This window comes from Roseospira marina (assembly GCF_014197855.1).
Taxonomy (GTDB): Bacteria; Pseudomonadota; Alphaproteobacteria; order Rhodospirillales; family Rhodospirillaceae; genus Rhodospira; species Rhodospira marina.
In genome coordinates, this window is the sequence record NZ_JACIGJ010000022.1 from 33,915 (window position 1) to 48,563 (window position 14,649).

14 protein-coding genes are annotated in these 14,649 nt (G+C 69.3%); 11 read left to right on the forward strand and 3 right to left on the reverse strand.

Features of this window, described 5'->3' with window-relative positions; genetic code table 11:
- The first annotated feature begins 1 nt into the window (after position 1).
- The 4 genes from GGD82_RS18595 (at position 2) to GGD82_RS18610 (ending at position 4,369) form a co-directional block, all read left to right on the forward strand.
- Positions 2-1,201 (forward strand): LptF/LptG family permease, encoded by a 1,200-nt coding sequence (locus GGD82_RS18595; protein WP_170284446.1) that lies wholly within the window; start codon positions 2-4, stop codon positions 1,199-1,201.
- Positions 1,198-2,292, forward strand: coding sequence for an LPS export ABC transporter permease LptG (lptG, locus tag GGD82_RS18600; RefSeq protein ID WP_170284447.1), 1,095 nt, complete (start codon positions 1,198-1,200; stop codon positions 2,290-2,292). Before GGD82_RS18595 ends, lptG begins: the two co-directional genes overlap by 4 nt.
- A 3-nt stretch (positions 2,293-2,295) precedes the next feature.
- The gene (locus GGD82_RS18605) at positions 2,296-3,429 is read left to right on the forward strand and encodes a GNAT family N-acetyltransferase (protein ID WP_150063820.1); all 1,134 of its coding nucleotides are present in this window, start codon (positions 2,296-2,298) and stop codon (positions 3,427-3,429) included.
- 115 nt (positions 3,430-3,544) lie between these two features.
- Complete coding sequence (locus tag GGD82_RS18610) at positions 3,545-4,369, forward strand: nucleotidyltransferase family protein (RefSeq protein WP_150063821.1); 825 nt, start codon at positions 3,545-3,547, stop codon at positions 4,367-4,369.
- Here the strand turns inward: GGD82_RS18610 and GGD82_RS18615 are convergent.
- Positions 4,354-5,277: a metallophosphoesterase family protein gene (locus tag GGD82_RS18615; protein ID WP_150063822.1), complete on the reverse strand. Its 924-nt coding sequence runs from the start codon at positions 5,275-5,277 to the stop codon at positions 4,354-4,356. The genes GGD82_RS18610 and GGD82_RS18615 overlap by 16 nt on opposite strands.
- A 17-nt stretch (positions 5,278-5,294) precedes the next feature.
- Between GGD82_RS18615 and GGD82_RS18620 the strand changes: the two genes are divergently transcribed.
- The 4 genes from GGD82_RS18620 to GGD82_RS18635 all read left to right on the forward strand — a co-directional run bounded on the left by GGD82_RS18620 (position 5,295) and on the right by GGD82_RS18635 (position 9,282).
- A complete protein-coding gene (locus tag GGD82_RS18620) occupies positions 5,295-6,467 on the forward strand; it encodes a CDP-alcohol phosphatidyltransferase family protein (RefSeq protein WP_246163997.1) in 1,173 nt (390 codons plus the stop codon).
- A complete protein-coding gene (locus GGD82_RS18625) occupies positions 6,464-7,411 on the forward strand; it encodes a diacylglycerol/lipid kinase family protein (RefSeq protein ID WP_150063823.1) in 948 nt (315 codons plus the stop codon). Before GGD82_RS18620 ends, GGD82_RS18625 begins: the two co-directional genes overlap by 4 nt.
- Positions 7,408-8,349: a hypothetical protein gene (locus tag GGD82_RS18630; protein WP_150063824.1), complete on the forward strand. Its 942-nt coding sequence runs from the start codon at positions 7,408-7,410 to the stop codon at positions 8,347-8,349. The genes GGD82_RS18625 and GGD82_RS18630 overlap by 4 nt, the downstream gene beginning before the upstream one ends.
- A 282-nt stretch (positions 8,350-8,631) precedes the next feature.
- Positions 8,632-9,282 (forward strand): TetR/AcrR family transcriptional regulator, encoded by a 651-nt coding sequence (locus GGD82_RS18635; RefSeq protein WP_150063825.1) that lies wholly within the window; start codon positions 8,632-8,634, stop codon positions 9,280-9,282.
- 68 nt (positions 9,283-9,350) lie between these two features.
- On the opposite strand, the gene GGD82_RS18640 is transcribed toward GGD82_RS18635, so the two are convergent.
- Complete coding sequence (locus GGD82_RS18640) at positions 9,351-9,899, reverse strand: cytochrome b (RefSeq protein WP_150063826.1); 549 nt, start codon at positions 9,897-9,899, stop codon at positions 9,351-9,353.
- Positions 9,900-10,240: 341 nt separating this feature from the next.
- On the opposite strand from GGD82_RS18640, the gene GGD82_RS18645 reads away from it, so the two are divergent.
- The 3 genes from GGD82_RS18645 (at position 10,241) to aptA (ending at position 13,038) form a co-directional block, all read left to right on the forward strand.
- Positions 10,241-10,921 carry a dienelactone hydrolase family protein gene (locus GGD82_RS18645; protein WP_150063827.1) on the forward strand — a complete coding sequence of 227 codons (681 nt, stop codon included), beginning with the start codon at positions 10,241-10,243 and terminating at the stop codon, positions 10,919-10,921.
- A gap of 8 nt (positions 10,922-10,929) precedes the next feature.
- The gene (gene msrQ / locus GGD82_RS18650) at positions 10,930-11,583 is read left to right on the forward strand and encodes a protein-methionine-sulfoxide reductase heme-binding subunit MsrQ (RefSeq protein ID WP_211364842.1); all 654 of its coding nucleotides are present in this window, start codon (positions 10,930-10,932) and stop codon (positions 11,581-11,583) included.
- A 117-nt stretch (positions 11,584-11,700) separates the two neighbouring features.
- Positions 11,701-13,038: an omega-aminotransferase AptA gene (gene aptA / locus GGD82_RS18655; protein ID WP_150063828.1), complete on the forward strand. Its 1,338-nt coding sequence runs from the start codon at positions 11,701-11,703 to the stop codon at positions 13,036-13,038.
- A gap of 18 nt (positions 13,039-13,056) precedes the next feature.
- Here aptA and GGD82_RS18660 read toward each other — a convergent pair whose 3' ends face one another.
- The gene (locus tag GGD82_RS18660) at positions 13,057-14,394 is read right to left on the reverse strand and encodes a diguanylate cyclase domain-containing protein (RefSeq protein WP_150063829.1); all 1,338 of its coding nucleotides are present in this window, start codon (positions 14,392-14,394) and stop codon (positions 13,057-13,059) included.
- Positions 14,395-14,649 lie beyond the last annotated feature (255 nt).

Sequence of the window (14,649 nt, forward strand, 5' to 3'; positions counted from 1 at the left end):
GGTGCGCCTGATCGATCGGTATATTCTGCTCCAGGTCATGCCGCCGCTCGGAGTCTCCCTGGCGGTCCTTCTCGTGGGGCTGGTGTTGGAGCGGATCCTCCGCCTGTTCAACATCATCGCGCAACAGGGCCAGCCGTTCGGGTCGATTCTGGCCATGGCCCTCAATCTGGTGCCGCACTACCTGGGGCTGGCGCTTCCGGCGGCTTTTTTCATCAGCCTGTTCCTGGTCGCGGCGCGGTTCAGCGAGGAGAACGAGCTGGACGCGATCCGCAGTTGCGGCTTGTCGATCCGGCGCTTCAGCCGCCCCCTGATCGGTCTCGGGCTCGTGCTGGCCGTGGTGGCGTTCGCGCTGTACGGCTATCTTCAGCCCTACTCGCGCTATGCCTATCGCGCCATCCTCCACACCGTCACCAGCGCGCCGTGGGATGCGTCGGTGGTCGCGGGTACCTTCGTCGATCCGGGTGACGGCTACACGATCTACGCCGACCGGATGGACGACGGGGGCGCCGGCCTGGAAAACGTCTTCGTCCATGAACGGCGGAAGGACGGCGCCACCATCACGACCACGGCGGCGCGCGGGCTGATGCGGCTGAGCGACGACCATCGCTGGCTTCGGGTGGTTCTGGAGGACGCGGTTCAGATCCGCGACACGGGCATCGCCACGCCGACGGTGGTGGCGTTCGATCGGCTCACGCTGACCCGTCCGTTCACTCTGGCCGAGCCCCGGTTCCGGCGGCGCGGCAAGGGCGAGCGCGAACTCACGCTGACGGAGCTGCGGGCGGAGCTGGACGATCCCTGGTCCACGATCCCGGACGACGCGCTGAGGGCGGAGTTCCATTCTCGTCTGGTCCGGTCGGTGTCCCTGCTCGTGCTGCCCATGCTGGCGATCCCGATGGGGCTGGCCGCAAAGCGGACCTTCCGCTGGCAGGGCATCGCGCTCGCGGCGGTGATTCTGCTGCTGTACCATCACACGCTTCAGTTCGGCGCCAGTCTGGCCGCGCTCGGGCGCGTGGACCCGCGCCTCAGCCTATGGGGTCCGTTTGTGGTGTTCACAATCGCCTGCGCCGTGCTGTTCCTGACCCTGGAACGCCGGGCGGGCGTCCTGCCCTTCGACGCCCTGTTCACGCGCCTCGACGCGGTCACCCGGGGGATTGCCGGGTGGGCCCGCCGGCGGATGCCAGACCGAAAGGCACCGCGGTGACCCTTACGTCCACCCTCACGTCCTACGTCTCGCGGGCGTTCCTGGGACGGTTCCTGGGCGTGCTGCTGGGGTTCGCCGCGGTGTTGCAACTGCTCGACCTGCTCGACACCGCGAGCACGGTTCTGGAGGGCGGGCGCGGTGCGACCGACCTTGTGACCTACATCGGCTTGCGCTTGCCCCTGCTGGTGAACCAGATCGTGCCGCTGGCGGTTCTGATCGCCGCGCTGGCGACGTTGCTGGGGTTTGCCCGGCGCAGCGAGATCGTCGCCATGAAGGCCGCCGGCGTGTCGCCCTGGAACTTCCTCAAGCTTCTGGCTCCGGTCGTGGCCGTCATTGCCGTCTTGCACATCCTGCTGTTCGGCCAGGTGGTGCCGTGGAGCGAGCAGGCTTTGCGGGACTGGTGGGCGAGCCACGTTGAGGCGCCGGACGCCGACGCGGCGGCGGACCCGGTGTGGCTGCGGGCCGGTCCGGATATCGTCTCCATTGATCGGGTGGACGATGCGGGCCGCCACCTGAGCGGCGTCACCATCGTCTCCCGCGACGAGAAGGGCCGGGCGGACGAACGCCGCGTTGCGCGCGCGGCCGACTGGATAGAGGAAGGCGAGGACGGGGGCCAGTGGACGTTGCGCGATGTCGCCATTCTGCCCCTGACCGGAGGCGCCCAGGCCGAAACCCATCGGGAGAGCATGCCCTGGCCCGCGGGCCCCGCGCCCGAGACCATCGCGTTCGTGGCCGATCCCACGGAGTTCCTGTCCCCGCAGCGCAGCCTGTCCATCCTGCGCGGGGCCTGGTCCGGCACCAAGCCCCAGGCGTATTACGCCACCCAGCTTCAGGCGACCCTGGCCGTTCCCCTGTCGTCTTTTGTTATGCTGCTGTTGGCGCAGCCCGCGTTGCGCGGCCTGCGGCGTGGCGAGCGGTTCGGCGTCGGCATGGCCATGGGCCTGGCGCTCGGCCTGCTGTTCCTTCTGGTGCAAGGGCTGCTGTCGGCGCTGGGAGAAACGAACACGCTGCCCCCCACGCTCGCGGTCTGGTCGCCCCTGCTCCTGTTCGCCTGCATCGGCGGGACGATCCTTCTGTATCTGGAGGAATAACCCATGCGTCCCCCGTCGCCGGCCCCCGCTCTCGTCATTGAGCCGGTCACCGGCCGCCGCGCCATGGCGCGGTTCATCCGCCTGCCGTACACCCTGCACCGCGACGATCCGCACTGGATCCCGCCGCTGCGCATGGAGCGCCGCGCCGCCCTGTCGGCGTCCGGCAATCCGTACTTCCGGCATGCCGACGTGGCGTTCTGGATCGCCCGGCGGGACGGCCGGGACGTCGGCCGCATCAGCGCGCAGATCGATCATCTGGCGGAGCCCGGCACCGGTCATTTCGGCCTGCTGGCCGCGGTCGACGACTGTGCCGTGGTGGCGCGCCTGATGGCGACGGCGGAGGACTGGCTGCGGGCGCGGGGATCCCGGCGCGTGCTCGGTCCGTTCAACCTGTCGATCAACGAGGAAACCGGCCTGCTGGTGGACGGGTTCGAGACCCCGCCCATGCTGATGATGGGGCACGACAAGCCCTATCTGGACGGCTTGCTGACCGGCGCGGGCTACACCAAGGCCACGGATGTGCTGGCCTACCGTGCCGACAACCCCGACCTGCCCGGCATGGCGGCCGTGCTGGACCGGCCGCTGCCGCCGAACGTGCGCATCCGGCCGCTGAACAGGAAGGCCTACCGCGATGAGGTCGGCGTGCTGACCGCGATCTTTAACGACGCATGGCGCGACAACTGGGGCTTTGTGCCGCTGACCCCGGAGGAGATCGACCACATGGCCGCGCAGATGAAGCCGCTGATCCATGAGCGGCTGGTCTGGTTCGCCGAGGTGGACGGGGAGCCGGCGGCCTTCGCGGTCTGCCTGCCCAACCTGAACGAGGCCATCCGGGATCTGAACGGCCGCCTGCTGCCCCTGGGCTGGGCCAAACTGCTGTGGCGCCTGAAGGTGTCGGGCGTGAGCAGCGCCCGCGTGCCGCTGATGGGGGTGCGGCGCAAACACGCCGGGACCATGATCGGCAGCCTGCTAGCGTTCCTGATCATGGGCGCGATCCAGCGGGAGGCCCGGGCCCTGGGCCTGCGCAGCCTGGAGATGTCGTGGATTCTGGAGGACAACACCCCCATGCGCCGCATCGCCGAGGCCATCGGCGGGCGCGCCTACAAGACCTACCGCATTTACGAGAAGACGCTGTGAGCCGGCGCCCCGATCATCCGGTCGTGATGCCGCGTGACCGACGCTCCACCTCCCCCCGTCGGGGGGAGGAACGTGCGGCCACAAGCCGTGACCGACGGTGTCCCGGAGACGCCCTATGAGCCCGGAACACGCGCCCACGATCACGGCGATCGTGCTGGCCGGCAGTCGCGGCCCGTCCGATCCGGTCGCCGCCGCCGCCGGTGTGTCGCATAAGGCGCTGGCCCCGGTCGCGGGCGTGCCCATGCTGGCACGGGTGCTGGACACGCTGGCCTCCGTGCCGCGCATCGGTCGTATCGTCGTGGTGATCGAGCGGCCCGATCTGGTGCGGGAGCATCCGGCTTTCGCGCGATTCCAGGATCGGCTGACCATCCTCCCCGCCGCGCCGTCGCCCAGCCGCAGCGTGCTGGCGGCGCTGGACCACGACCCCGCGCCTGGGTCCTATCTGGTCACCACCGCCGACCACCCGCTGCTGACCCCGGCGATGGTGGAGCATCTCTGGACCCATCAGCCCGCCGAGGCCGACGCGGCCGTCGGGCTGGCCCGGTCGGAGACCATCCAGGCGGCCTACCCGGACACGCGCCGCACCTATCTGCGCTTCCGCGACGGCGCCTACAGCGGCTGCAATCTGTTCGTTCTGCGCACCCCGGCGGCGCGGGCGGTGGTGACCTTCTGGCGGCGGGTCGAGCAGGACCGCAAGAAGCCGTGGCGCATGATCCGCCTGCTTGGCCCCGGGCTGCTGCTGGCCTATGCGCTGGGCCGCTTGACGCTGCCGACCGTGCTGGCCGCGCTCGGCCGGCGCACCGGAACGACGCTTGCGGCGGTCGAGATGCCGTTCGCCGACGCGGCGGTGGACGTGGACCGGCCGGGGGATCTGGCCTTGGCGGAGGCCATCCTGGCCCGCCGCGCAGGTGCCGCGTCCGACGCTCAGGGGGCCGTGTGATGCGCCTCGGTGGTCACCGCGAAGCGGGCGTCGGTGCGGAAGCCGTCCGGGGTGTAGCCGCGCACCACAGCGGACAGGCGCCAGCCGCCACCCGCCGGTCGGGTGACCGTGTAGTGGACCCAGCGGGCCGGTGTGGCGCCCGCGACCGGCGCGGCGGAGGCGGACGAGACCCCGATCACCGGCACCGGGCCATTCGGGCCGGGCAGGGACCCGATGTGGTCGCGGTGATGATGGCCGTGCAGCACCAGCTCGGCCCCGACCCGCGCCAGAGCGTTTTGCACACGCGGGCGGTCGCGCAGGGCTCTGCGCTCCGATTCGCCGACCCGCAGCGGCGGATGGTGTATCAGCACGACCCGGAACCGATCGCGCCGGCCCAGATCGGCCAGGATCGCCTCCAGGCGCGCGGCCTGTTCGGCGCCGATGCGGCCGGTGGCCAGCAGGGGCAGGCTCGGCGCGGCCGTCGAGACGCCGACGAAGGCCACCGGCCCGCGCATGCGCACGAAGGGGAAGGCGTCGGGCTCCGGGGTGTCGCCGGTCAGCCAGGGCGCCCACCGGCCGAGGCCGTCGGTCCAGGGGACCGCGACCATGGCGTCATGGTTGCCTGGGACGACGGACACGCGGTCCGGCGGTCCGATCCGGTCCAGCCACGCCCGCGCCCGTTGGACCTCGTCCGGCAGCGCGAGATTGGTGAGATCCCCGGTGAGCACGATATGATCCGGCGCCTGGGCCGCCACGTCGGCCAGAAGCGCGGCCAGAACCGCCGGCTGATGAATCCGCTGCCGCTTGAGGCGCCAGGACAGCCGGCCCAACCGGCGTTTGACCCCGAGCCACCGCACCCCGGCCGCGTCGTCGGGCCGCAGGGGCAAATGGGGGTCCGAAAAATGAGCGAAACGAAACTCGACCGGCATAAGGAGGGATACACCCCGTGAACGGTGTCGCAGATCATGCCTTGAACGACGACGGCGCCGCTGTCGAGTCCGGACCGCCGCCGGTCGGCCGGATTCTTGGAGATTGCCCGGTCCGGTTGTGGGGCATGACCTCGGCGGAGCGGCTGCGGCGGTCCCTGCGTCGCGCCGGGGTGACCGAGGTGGCCCCCTGGGACGGCACCGTCACGCCGGGCCGTCGGCATCTGCTGGTGCGCGACGATCACGTGTACGACGCGATCCTGATGAAGGATCTGGCGGGCGTCCGCAATGTGGTGCTGACGACGGAGAGCGGCGAGCCCGTCGCGGCCTGTGTGGACGCGGCCCGCGTCGAAGCCGTCGCGGCGGCACTGACGGCGGGCGGTCCCCTCCCGGACGACCTGCGGACCGTGACCCCGGGTGTGCTCAGTTCCGCCCACAACGCCATCCTGCGCAAGCGGGAGACGCCGTACCTGCTGCCCCTGACGGCAGAGACCCGCCCCGCCGTGGAGCGGCGCATGTTCGCCGGGTCCTACAAGGGGGTCACCGATTTGGTGACCAAGTACCTGTGGCCGGCGCCCGCGTTGCGCGTCACCCGTTGGTGCGCCGGGCGGGGCATCACGCCGAACCAGGTCACGAGCGCGAGCTTCGTCCTGATGCTTCTGGCCCTGGTCGCGTTCCTGTACGGCTGGTACCTGCCCGGGCTCGTCATGGCCTGGGTCATGACCTTCCTGGACACCGTCGACGGCAAGCTGGCGCGCGTCACCCTGACGTCCAGCCCCTTCGGTAACATCTTCGACCACGGTATCGACCTGATCCATCCGCCGTTCTGGTACTGGGCCTGGATCGCGGGGCTGGGCAGTGTCGGGCTGGCGCTGGCGTACAGCGACGCTATCGTCGTCGTGATCTTCGCGGCCTACATCCTGCAGCGGATTCTGGAGGGCGTGTTCCCCCTGCTGTTCACGGTCAAGATGCACGTCTGGCGCCGCTTCGACAGCCGGTTCCGCCTGATCACCGCGCGCCGCAACCCGAACCTGATCCTGCTGACGGTCGGTGCGCTGGCCGGGCGCCCGGATCTGGGGGCGCTGGCGGTCGCGATCTGGACCGTGCTGTCCCTGCTCGTGCACATCGGGCAGGTCGTGCAGGCATCCAAGGCGCGCCGGAACGGCCCGCTGGTCTCGTGGTTAGCGCAATGACACGGGTCGGACTCATCATCAACCCGTACAGCCGGCACAACCGCGCCGGGGTGTTCCGCCGTGCGGTGGCGGAGCAGGGGGATGCGTTTCTTTGGGTGGAGCCGCGCACGCCGGCGGGCCTGGCCGAGGCGCTGACGGACTTCCGGCGCCAGGGCGTGCGGGTGGTCGCCGTGAGCGGCGGGGACGGCACCCTGCGCGATGTGCTGACCGCGCTGCCCGCCGTCTATGGCGACGACGCGCCGGATATTGCGCTGATGCCGGCCGGCAAGACCAACCTCGCCGCCCGGGTCGTCGGTGGGACCCGCCGGGACCTGCGCGGCCTGCGCCGCCTGTGCGACGCGGCGCGCGATGGAACCTTGACGCGCACCACATGGCCGCTGCTGGAGGTCTCCTGGCCGGATGCGCCGGAGCGGCGGGTGCGCGGCTTTCTGTTCGGTGCCGCCGCCTTTGCCGAGGGCACCCGGATCGCCGCCCGCCATATCCAGGGGGCCGGCGTGCACAACGGGCTGTCCGTGGCGCTGTCCATCGCGGTCACCGCCGCCGCCACCCTGTTCGGCCGCCGCCGCCGCGCCCTGCTGGCGGGGGAGGCGATGCGCGTTACGGTCGACGGGGCCCCCGCGCGCGGCGGGCACCATTTCATCACCCTGGCCACGACGCTCGACCGCCTTGTGCTCGGCCTGACGCCCTTCTGGGGCGAGGGGGCGGGGCGGCTCCGCTGGCTGGATGTGGCCGCGCCGCCGCAGCGGCTGATGGCGGCCCTGGTCCCGGTCCTGCGCGGCCGGCCGCGTCCCTGGATGACCGACGCGGGCTATGCCAGCGGCCGGGCCGACCGGCTGCACATTGAAACGGACCAGCCTGTCGTGGTGGACGGCGAGATGTTCGAGCCCGGGGCGGGCGGTCTCGTCGTGTCCACCACGGCGCCTTTGGGGTTTGTGGCGCCATGATCACGTTGTCGAGCCAGCGTCTCGCCGCCCATATCGTCGATGACCTGACCCAACCCGTCATGCCGGAGGCACGCGCGCTTGCCGACGCAATCGTGGCGCGGCACGGGGCCAGCGTCGCGGCCGTGCTGTTCTACGGCTCCTGCCTGCGCACCCAGGACACCAGCGGGATCCTTGACCTGTACGTTCTGACCGACGACCTGCGGGCGTATCACGGTCGCGTCCTTCCGGCCGTGCTGAACCGGATCGTGCCGCCGACGGTCGCCTATCTGGAGGTGCCGGGCGCGACCGGGACGATCCGCGCCAAGGTGGCGGTGATGGGCACGGCCGCGTTCGCCCGCGCGGTACAGGGTGGCCGCCTCGACACGACCCTGTGGGCGCGCTTCTGTCAGCCGTCGGCGCTGCTGTACGCCCGCGACACCCAGGCCCGCGCAGCGGTGGTGGCGGCGGTCTCGGATGCCGTGATCACCGCCAGCCGTTGGGCGATCTGGCTGGGGCCGCCGAAGGGGTGGCCGGCCGACTACTGGACGACTCTGTTCCAGCACACCTATCGGGCCGAGTTGCGCGCCGAAGGAGCGGACCGATCCGCGCTGGTGTACGGCTGGGCGGCGGAGCGCTACGACCGCCTGTTGCCCCTGGCGCTGACCCGGGCGGGCATCCCGGTCACCACGGCGCCGGACGGGCGGATGATCCCCCACGGTGTCGATCGCGACGCGGCCCGCCGCGCCTGGGCGCGGCGCCAGCGCGTGGGCAAGCTGTTGAACATGGTTCGCCTTACCAAGGCCGTGTTCACGTTCGAACATGGCGCCGACTACATTCTGTGGAAGCTGGAGCGGCACAACGGACGGCCTGTTCCGGTCTCGGACTGGGAGCGTCGGCACCCGATCCTGGCCGCGCCCCGCGTGCTGCTGCGATTGTCCCGTGAGGGGTTCATTCGATGACAGGGCAAAGACAAAACAAAAAACAAAGCAAAAGACGGGGACAGGGGCGCGCGTTGCCAAGATCGGGCCGCATTCACGCTCGCGCGTTACGGGTCATCGTAAAACATTCACATATGGTTGCGCCCGAACTCTTGACAGCCGGCTCGCCCCCGGCTGGGATTGTATGAGATTTGAGAGCGGATTGTGCGTGCCATACTCTGAGGTCACCCCGAAAGACAGGCGAAACGGATCGTGGTGTCGCGAAGCGCTCTTGACTCATATCGTCCAAAGGTGACGGCACCGGTGGCGCAGCGACGCGGCCGGGCACGCGGTGAATCCCGGCGTGCGGAGATTCTGGACGCCGCCCTGCGCATCTTCCTGCGCAGCGGGTACAAGGGGGCGACCATTGATCTCGTCGTCTCCGAGGCGAATGCGTCGAAGGCCACGGTGTATAGCTATTTCGGTGGCAAGGAAGGTCTCTTCATCTCCATCTTGGAGGAGCGCACGGAGCACGTGCTCTCGGACCTGTTCGCCCAGGATATGATTGATCCGCATGCTATCGGCGCGGCCGACGTGCCCGGTGTCCTGGAGCAGATCGCCCGGCGGCTGCTGACGGCCTCGCTGGCGCCGGAGGCGCTCGGCATTTATCGGCTGGTTCTGTCCGAGGGCCGTCACTTTCCCGAGGTGGCCCGCACCTTTTACCGACTCGGACCGGATCGCGCGAGGCGACGGCTCGCCCGCATCCTGACGACCTGGCGGGAGCACGGATGGATCGTCGTGGACGACCCGGACCGGACCGCGCGGCACTTCCTGACCATCGCTCTCGGCGATCTGCATCTGCGCGGCGTGGCCGGTCTGCTGCCGGACGATCTGGATGCCGCCATCGACGACCACGTCAAAGAGGCCTTGGCCTTCTTCTGGACCATCGTGGGATGGACGCCGCCGCCCGCGTGAGACGCTCCGGCGACCCCCGCGCCGTCCTGCGTCGGGACGGGCGCGGGGCGGAGCGGGGGCGGAAAGGGTCAGGCCGTCCGATCGGGCAGCATGCGGCTCAGCGTGTCGTCGCGGTCGATGAAGTGGTGCTTCAACGACACCAGGGCGTGGCCCGCGACCAGCAGCAGCACCAGATAGCTGCCCCACTCGTGCACGATATGCCCGGTGGCGGCGAGCCACCCGACCTCGCCCTGCGCCGGGATGGTGTACAGGCCGAGCAGGGAGACGGGATGGTTGTTGTACAAGGACATCACGATCCCCGACAGGGGCAGCAGCACCGTGGCCACCAGCAGCGTGGCGTGCAGGGCGGTGCGCAGGGTCTCGGCGAGAGCGGGTTGACCCTCCACCGCGCCGGGGCTGCGTTGCAGGGCGCGCCAGCCCAGCCGCAACAGCGCCAGGGTCAGCGCGAGCACGCCCAGGAGCTTGTGCACCTGGATCAGGTCGCCCTTCATGGGGCTGCGCGGCAGGCCCTCCAGGATCAGGCCGAACGCGATCAGGCCAAGAATGAGGGCCGCGATGGCCCAGTGGTTGATGATGCTGATCCAGCCGTAGCGGGATCGGGTGTCGGCAAGCGCCATGGGTGTCTCCTGAGGCAGACCATTCGAAACGGGGCTCACAGGGCGGGGGCTGCGCTGGTCCGGCACGCGCTCTCCACGCCCTGTGCAAGATCCCACCGTACGGTGGCCCCATCACATCCCTATGACGGTGTGTCCCGACCTGTAAGCCGAATCATGGCAAACTCTGACTGTTTTTGACGAAATGTGACACGGTCGCCCCCGGTTCGATCCGGTCCGGCAGTCCTTCCAGCTGCGTCCGGTGGCTTCCGTGCGCGACAGGTGCGGGCCGTGTGTGCCACACTCGCCCGCCACACCGGTCGCGCGCCACGCCCGTGCCAACGTCCACCAAAAGGAGTGCGCCCATGGGCGAAACGATCACCCTGAACGCATCCGACGGGCATACCTTCTCCGCCTACTGCGCGGATCCGACGGAGGCGCCCGCACGGGGCGGCCTTGTCGTGATCCAGGAGATTTTCGGGGTCAACGGCCACATCCGGCGGGTCTGCGACGACTTCGCGGCGCGCGGGTTCCGGGCCGTGGCGCCGGCGCTGTTCGACCGCGCCGAACGGGGTGTGGAGCTGGACTACGACCAGGCCGGCACGGCGCGCGGCCGCGAGATCCGCGGCGCGCTGGGCTGGAGCGAGCCCCTGCGCGATATCGACGCGGCGCGCAATCTGGCCGCCAGCGCCGGCCCCGTCGCCGTGGTGGGCTACTGCTGGGGCGGGTCGCTGGCCTGGCTGGCCGCCTGCCGGCTGGCCGGGTTCGGGGCCGCCGCCTGCTACTACGGCGGCCAGATCGTCCAGTTCGCCGACGAAAACCCGCGCTGCCCGACCCTTCTGCACTTCGGCGCGCTCGATCCGCTGATCTCCATCGACGCCATCGCCAGCATCCGCGCCGCCCATCCCGACCTGCCGATCCTGGTCCACCCCGGGGCGGGCCACGGTTTTAACTGCGAGGCCCGTGCCGACCACCGGCCGGAGATCGCGGCGGTCGCGTTGGACCGCACCCTGACGCTGTTCGCCCGCGCGCTGGGCCGAGGCTGAGCGGTCCGGTGGCCGCGCCCGCGACGATCCCCGGCCCAGAGGCCGCGCGCTCTCCCCGAGGCGATCGGCGGCGTGGGCGCGCCGGGCTGGACCGGGCGTGGTGGTGGGGCGTGTTTCTCGGCTGTGCCCTGCCCCTGCTGGCGCTGGTCCTGTGGGCGGCGACCGGCGATCTCGGCGCCAACCCGATCGAGACCGTCGTCCGCCATCTGGGCGATTGGGCGTTGCGCCTGTTGATCCTGACGCTGGCGCTGACACCCCTGCGGCATCTGACCGGCTCGTCCCGCCCGGTGCGCTACCGCCGCATGATCGGCCTGTGGGCGTTCGCCTACGTCTGCCTGCATGTCCTGGCCTATGTCGTCGTGGACATCGGTCTGCACCTGCCCACCCTGATCGATGACCTGACGAAGCGCCCCTACATCATGGTGGGCATGGCCGGCGTTCTGACCCTGATCCCGCTCGCGGCAACCTCCACCAAGGGCATGATCAAGCGCCTGGGCGGCCGGCGTTGGCAGCGGCTGCACCAGTTGGTCTACGCCGCCGGCATCCTGGGGGCGGTGCATTACCTCCTGATGGTGAAGGCCGACATCACCGAGCCCCTGGTCTATATCGGGCTTCTGGTGCTGCTGTACGGCATCCGGGTGGGGCGCTGGGTGGCGCGCTGATCCGGCGGGATTGTTCGCAAGAAAACGTCTTGTGCCGCCGCGCGAGACCTTGCAGCGTACGGAATGCGACCGTGTGTCCTGCCTCAAACCGCCCACCGCCCGCAGGAGGATCCCCCGATGACCGCCCAAGGTGCTGGTGTTCCGCCGTCCGTCAACGACCTGTCGTCGTTCTGGATGCCCTTCACCGCCAACCGGCAGTTCAAGGCCGCACCGCGCATGCTCGTGGGGGCGCAGGGTGTGCACTACACCACCGACGACGGTCGCCAGGTGCTGGACGGGACCGCCGGCCTGTGGTGCTGCAACGCCGGGCACGGCCACCCCGCCATCGTCCAGGCGATCCAGGCGCAGGCGGCGGAGCTGGACTACGCCCCGGCCTTCCAGATGGGGCACCCGAAGGCCTTCGCCCTGGCCAACCGGCTGGCCGGGATGCTGCCGGGCGACCTGGACCATGTGTTCTTCACCAACTCCGGCTCCGAAAGCGCGGACACCGCGCTGAAGATCGCGCTGGCTTACCACCGTATGCGCGGCGAGGGCAGCCGCACCCGCCTGATCGGGCGTGAGCGCGGCTATCACGGGGTGAACTTCGGCGGCATTTCCGTCGGCGGCATCACCAACAACCGGCGCTTCTTCGGCACCCTGCTGACCGGTGTGGACCATCTGCCCCACACCCACCGGCCGGAGAAGAACGCCTTCTCGCGCGGCCAGCCTGCGCACGGCGCCGAACTGGCAGACGATCTGGAGCGCCTTGTCGCCCTGCACGGTGCGGAGACCATCGCCGCCGTGATCGTCGAGCCCATGGCCGGCTCGACCGGCGTGCTGATGCCGCCGAAAGGCTACCTGGAGCGGCTGCGGGCGCTCTGCGACCGGCATGGCATTCTGCTGATCTTCGACGAGGTCATCACCGGGTTCGGCCGTCTGGGCTCGTCCTTCGCCTGCGAGCACTTCGGGGTGCTGCCGGACATCGTGACCACGGCGAAGGGCCTGACCAGTGGGACCGTGCCCATGGGCGCCGTGGTGACGCGCAAGGGCATCTACGATGCCTTCATGAGCGGCCCGGAAACGGCCATCGAGCTGTTCCACGGCTACACCTATTCCGCCCACCCGCTGGCCTGCGCGGCGGCGTTGGCGACCCTGGACGTGTACCAGAGCGAGGATCTGTTCGGCCGCTGCGCGGCGTTGGCGCCCTATTGGGAAGAGCGGGTGCACGGCCTGAAGGGCAAGCCGCACGTCATCGATCTGCGCAACATGGGCCTGATCGCGGGCATCGAGTTGGAACCCCGGCCCGCCAAACCCACCGAACGGGCGTTCGAGGCCTTCCTGAAATGCTACGAGGCGGGCCTGATGATCCGCACCACCGGCGACATCATCGCCCTGTCGCCCCCTCTGACCATTGACCGGGAGCACATCGACACGATCTTCGACACCCTGGCTACGGTGCTCGACATCTTGGACTGAGAGAGCCAGCGGGCGCGATCAGAGGCGTTGGTCCGCAATCGGAACGGCCTGCTCGTCCGGCGGCGCATAGTAGCGGAACGTGTTGCGGCCGCCGGTCTTCGCGGCGTACATGGCCGCGTCGGCCCGCTTGAGCAGGGTTTGCGCGTCCGCGGCATCGTCCGGATAAAAGGCGAGTCCCAGCGAGACGCCGACGCGCACCGTCACGGTTTCCAGGGGCATCGGCTGTGTGATCCGGTCGATGAGAGCGGCCGGGACGCGGTCGCTCATCCGGCCCGGTCCCTGATTCTCCATCAGGATCACGAACTCGTCCCCGCCCATGCGGACCGCCGTGTCGGACGCCCGGAGCTGGCTGCGAATCCGGTCGGCGACCGTCTGCAGCAAAAGGTCGCCGATATCGTGGCCGTACGCATCGTTGATGTCTTTGAACCGGTCGAGGTCGACGAAGATCAGGGCCAGACGGCCCTTCTCCCGCTGCGCCCGGACGATGGCGTGTTGCAGGCGGTCCTTTAGAACAAGGCGGTTGGGCAGGTTGGTCAGCGCGTCGTGAAACGCGAGATGGCGAATCTGTTCGTCCTGCAGGTGGCGGCCCGTGATGTCGCGACACACCGCCACATAGCGCACGCGCCGGTTGGCGGAGTCGGCGGCGCGGTTGATGGTCATGGATTGCAGATAGGCTTCGCCGTCCTTGCGGCGGTTCCAAACCTGTCCCCGCCAGACACCGTGCGTCGCCAGGGCGTCCCACATGGTTCGGTAGAACTCGTTGTCGTGCCGGGTCGAGCGCAAGACGCCCGGGTTGTGGCCGATCAGTTCCTCCGGACTGTAGCCCGTGATCTGGGACAACGCCGGATTGATGGTCAGGATGTGGCCGTCCGCATCGGTGACCATGATGCCTTCCGACGAGTGCGCGTAGACGGCGGCCGCCAGCCGAAGCTCCTCCTCCGCGCCCGAAAACCGCCGATAGAACCGATGCATGGCCTCGATCGATGTGCAGACGAGCAGCGCATCCACCAGGAACACGGCGTTGGAGAGAATCATCTCCCGCTCGAAATCGACCTGCCAACTCATATAGGGCGGCCAGAACAGGTACGTTGCCAAAACGGTGCCGATCCCCGCGGCCACCATGCCGGGGCCGAACCCCCCGATGACGGCGGCGATCGCCACGGACGGGAAGAAGGTGATGTACTGAATGCCGCCGTCCAGGGGGGCGATCACGAGGCGCAAACCCAGCGCCAAGGCCATCAGCACGACGACAAAAAGACAAACTAAGGCGCGTTCCCTTGGAGATGCGCCTTTTGATTGAAATCGGCCTAATAAGAAATCAAAGAGGCGGCCGCTTCTAAACCAAAAGTTTGACATGTGACGGACTCGGCGCACGACAAAGACGTGTTGAATACCTGCCGCCGACCGTCTCCCTCACACGACGACGCCCGTGTCATGCTGATAATAGGGAAGCCGGACCCTTCCGGAAAGCCTGGATCTTGGTCCCGGGCCGAACCGGATGGGAGGACGGGATTCACCTGAGCAACCGGAAACATTGGTAACGTTTTGGACCGATGACATAGGTAACACTTTTTGCCTCTGATCACCGCCTGGACCCGGGTCTGGATCGCG

Excerpts from the sequence above, each read along its gene's own strand:
- GGD82_RS18645 (WP_150063827.1), top strand. The coding sequence starts at position 10,241 with ATGGGCGAAACGATCACCCTGAACGCATCCGACGGGCATACCTTCTCC.
- aptA (WP_150063828.1), top strand. The coding sequence starts at position 11,701 with ATGACCGCCCAAGGTGCTGGTGTTCCGCCGTCCGTCAACGACCTGTCG.
- GGD82_RS18660 (WP_150063829.1), bottom strand. The coding sequence starts at position 14,394 with ATGTCAAACTTTTGGTTTAGAAGCGGCCGCCTCTTTGATTTCTTATTA.
- GGD82_RS18630 (WP_150063824.1), top strand. The coding sequence starts at position 7,408 with ATGATCACGTTGTCGAGCCAGCGTCTCGCCGCCCATATCGTCGATGAC.
- GGD82_RS18605 (WP_150063820.1), top strand. The coding sequence starts at position 2,296 with ATGCGTCCCCCGTCGCCGGCCCCCGCTCTCGTCATTGAGCCGGTCACC.
- GGD82_RS18640 (WP_150063826.1), bottom strand. The coding sequence starts at position 9,899 with ATGGCGCTTGCCGACACCCGATCCCGCTACGGCTGGATCAGCATCATC.
- GGD82_RS18615 (WP_150063822.1), bottom strand. The coding sequence starts at position 5,277 with ATGCCGGTCGAGTTTCGTTTCGCTCATTTTTCGGACCCCCATTTGCCC.
- GGD82_RS18610 (WP_150063821.1), top strand. The coding sequence starts at position 3,545 with ATGAGCCCGGAACACGCGCCCACGATCACGGCGATCGTGCTGGCCGGC.
- GGD82_RS18625 (WP_150063823.1), top strand. The coding sequence starts at position 6,464 with ATGACACGGGTCGGACTCATCATCAACCCGTACAGCCGGCACAACCGC.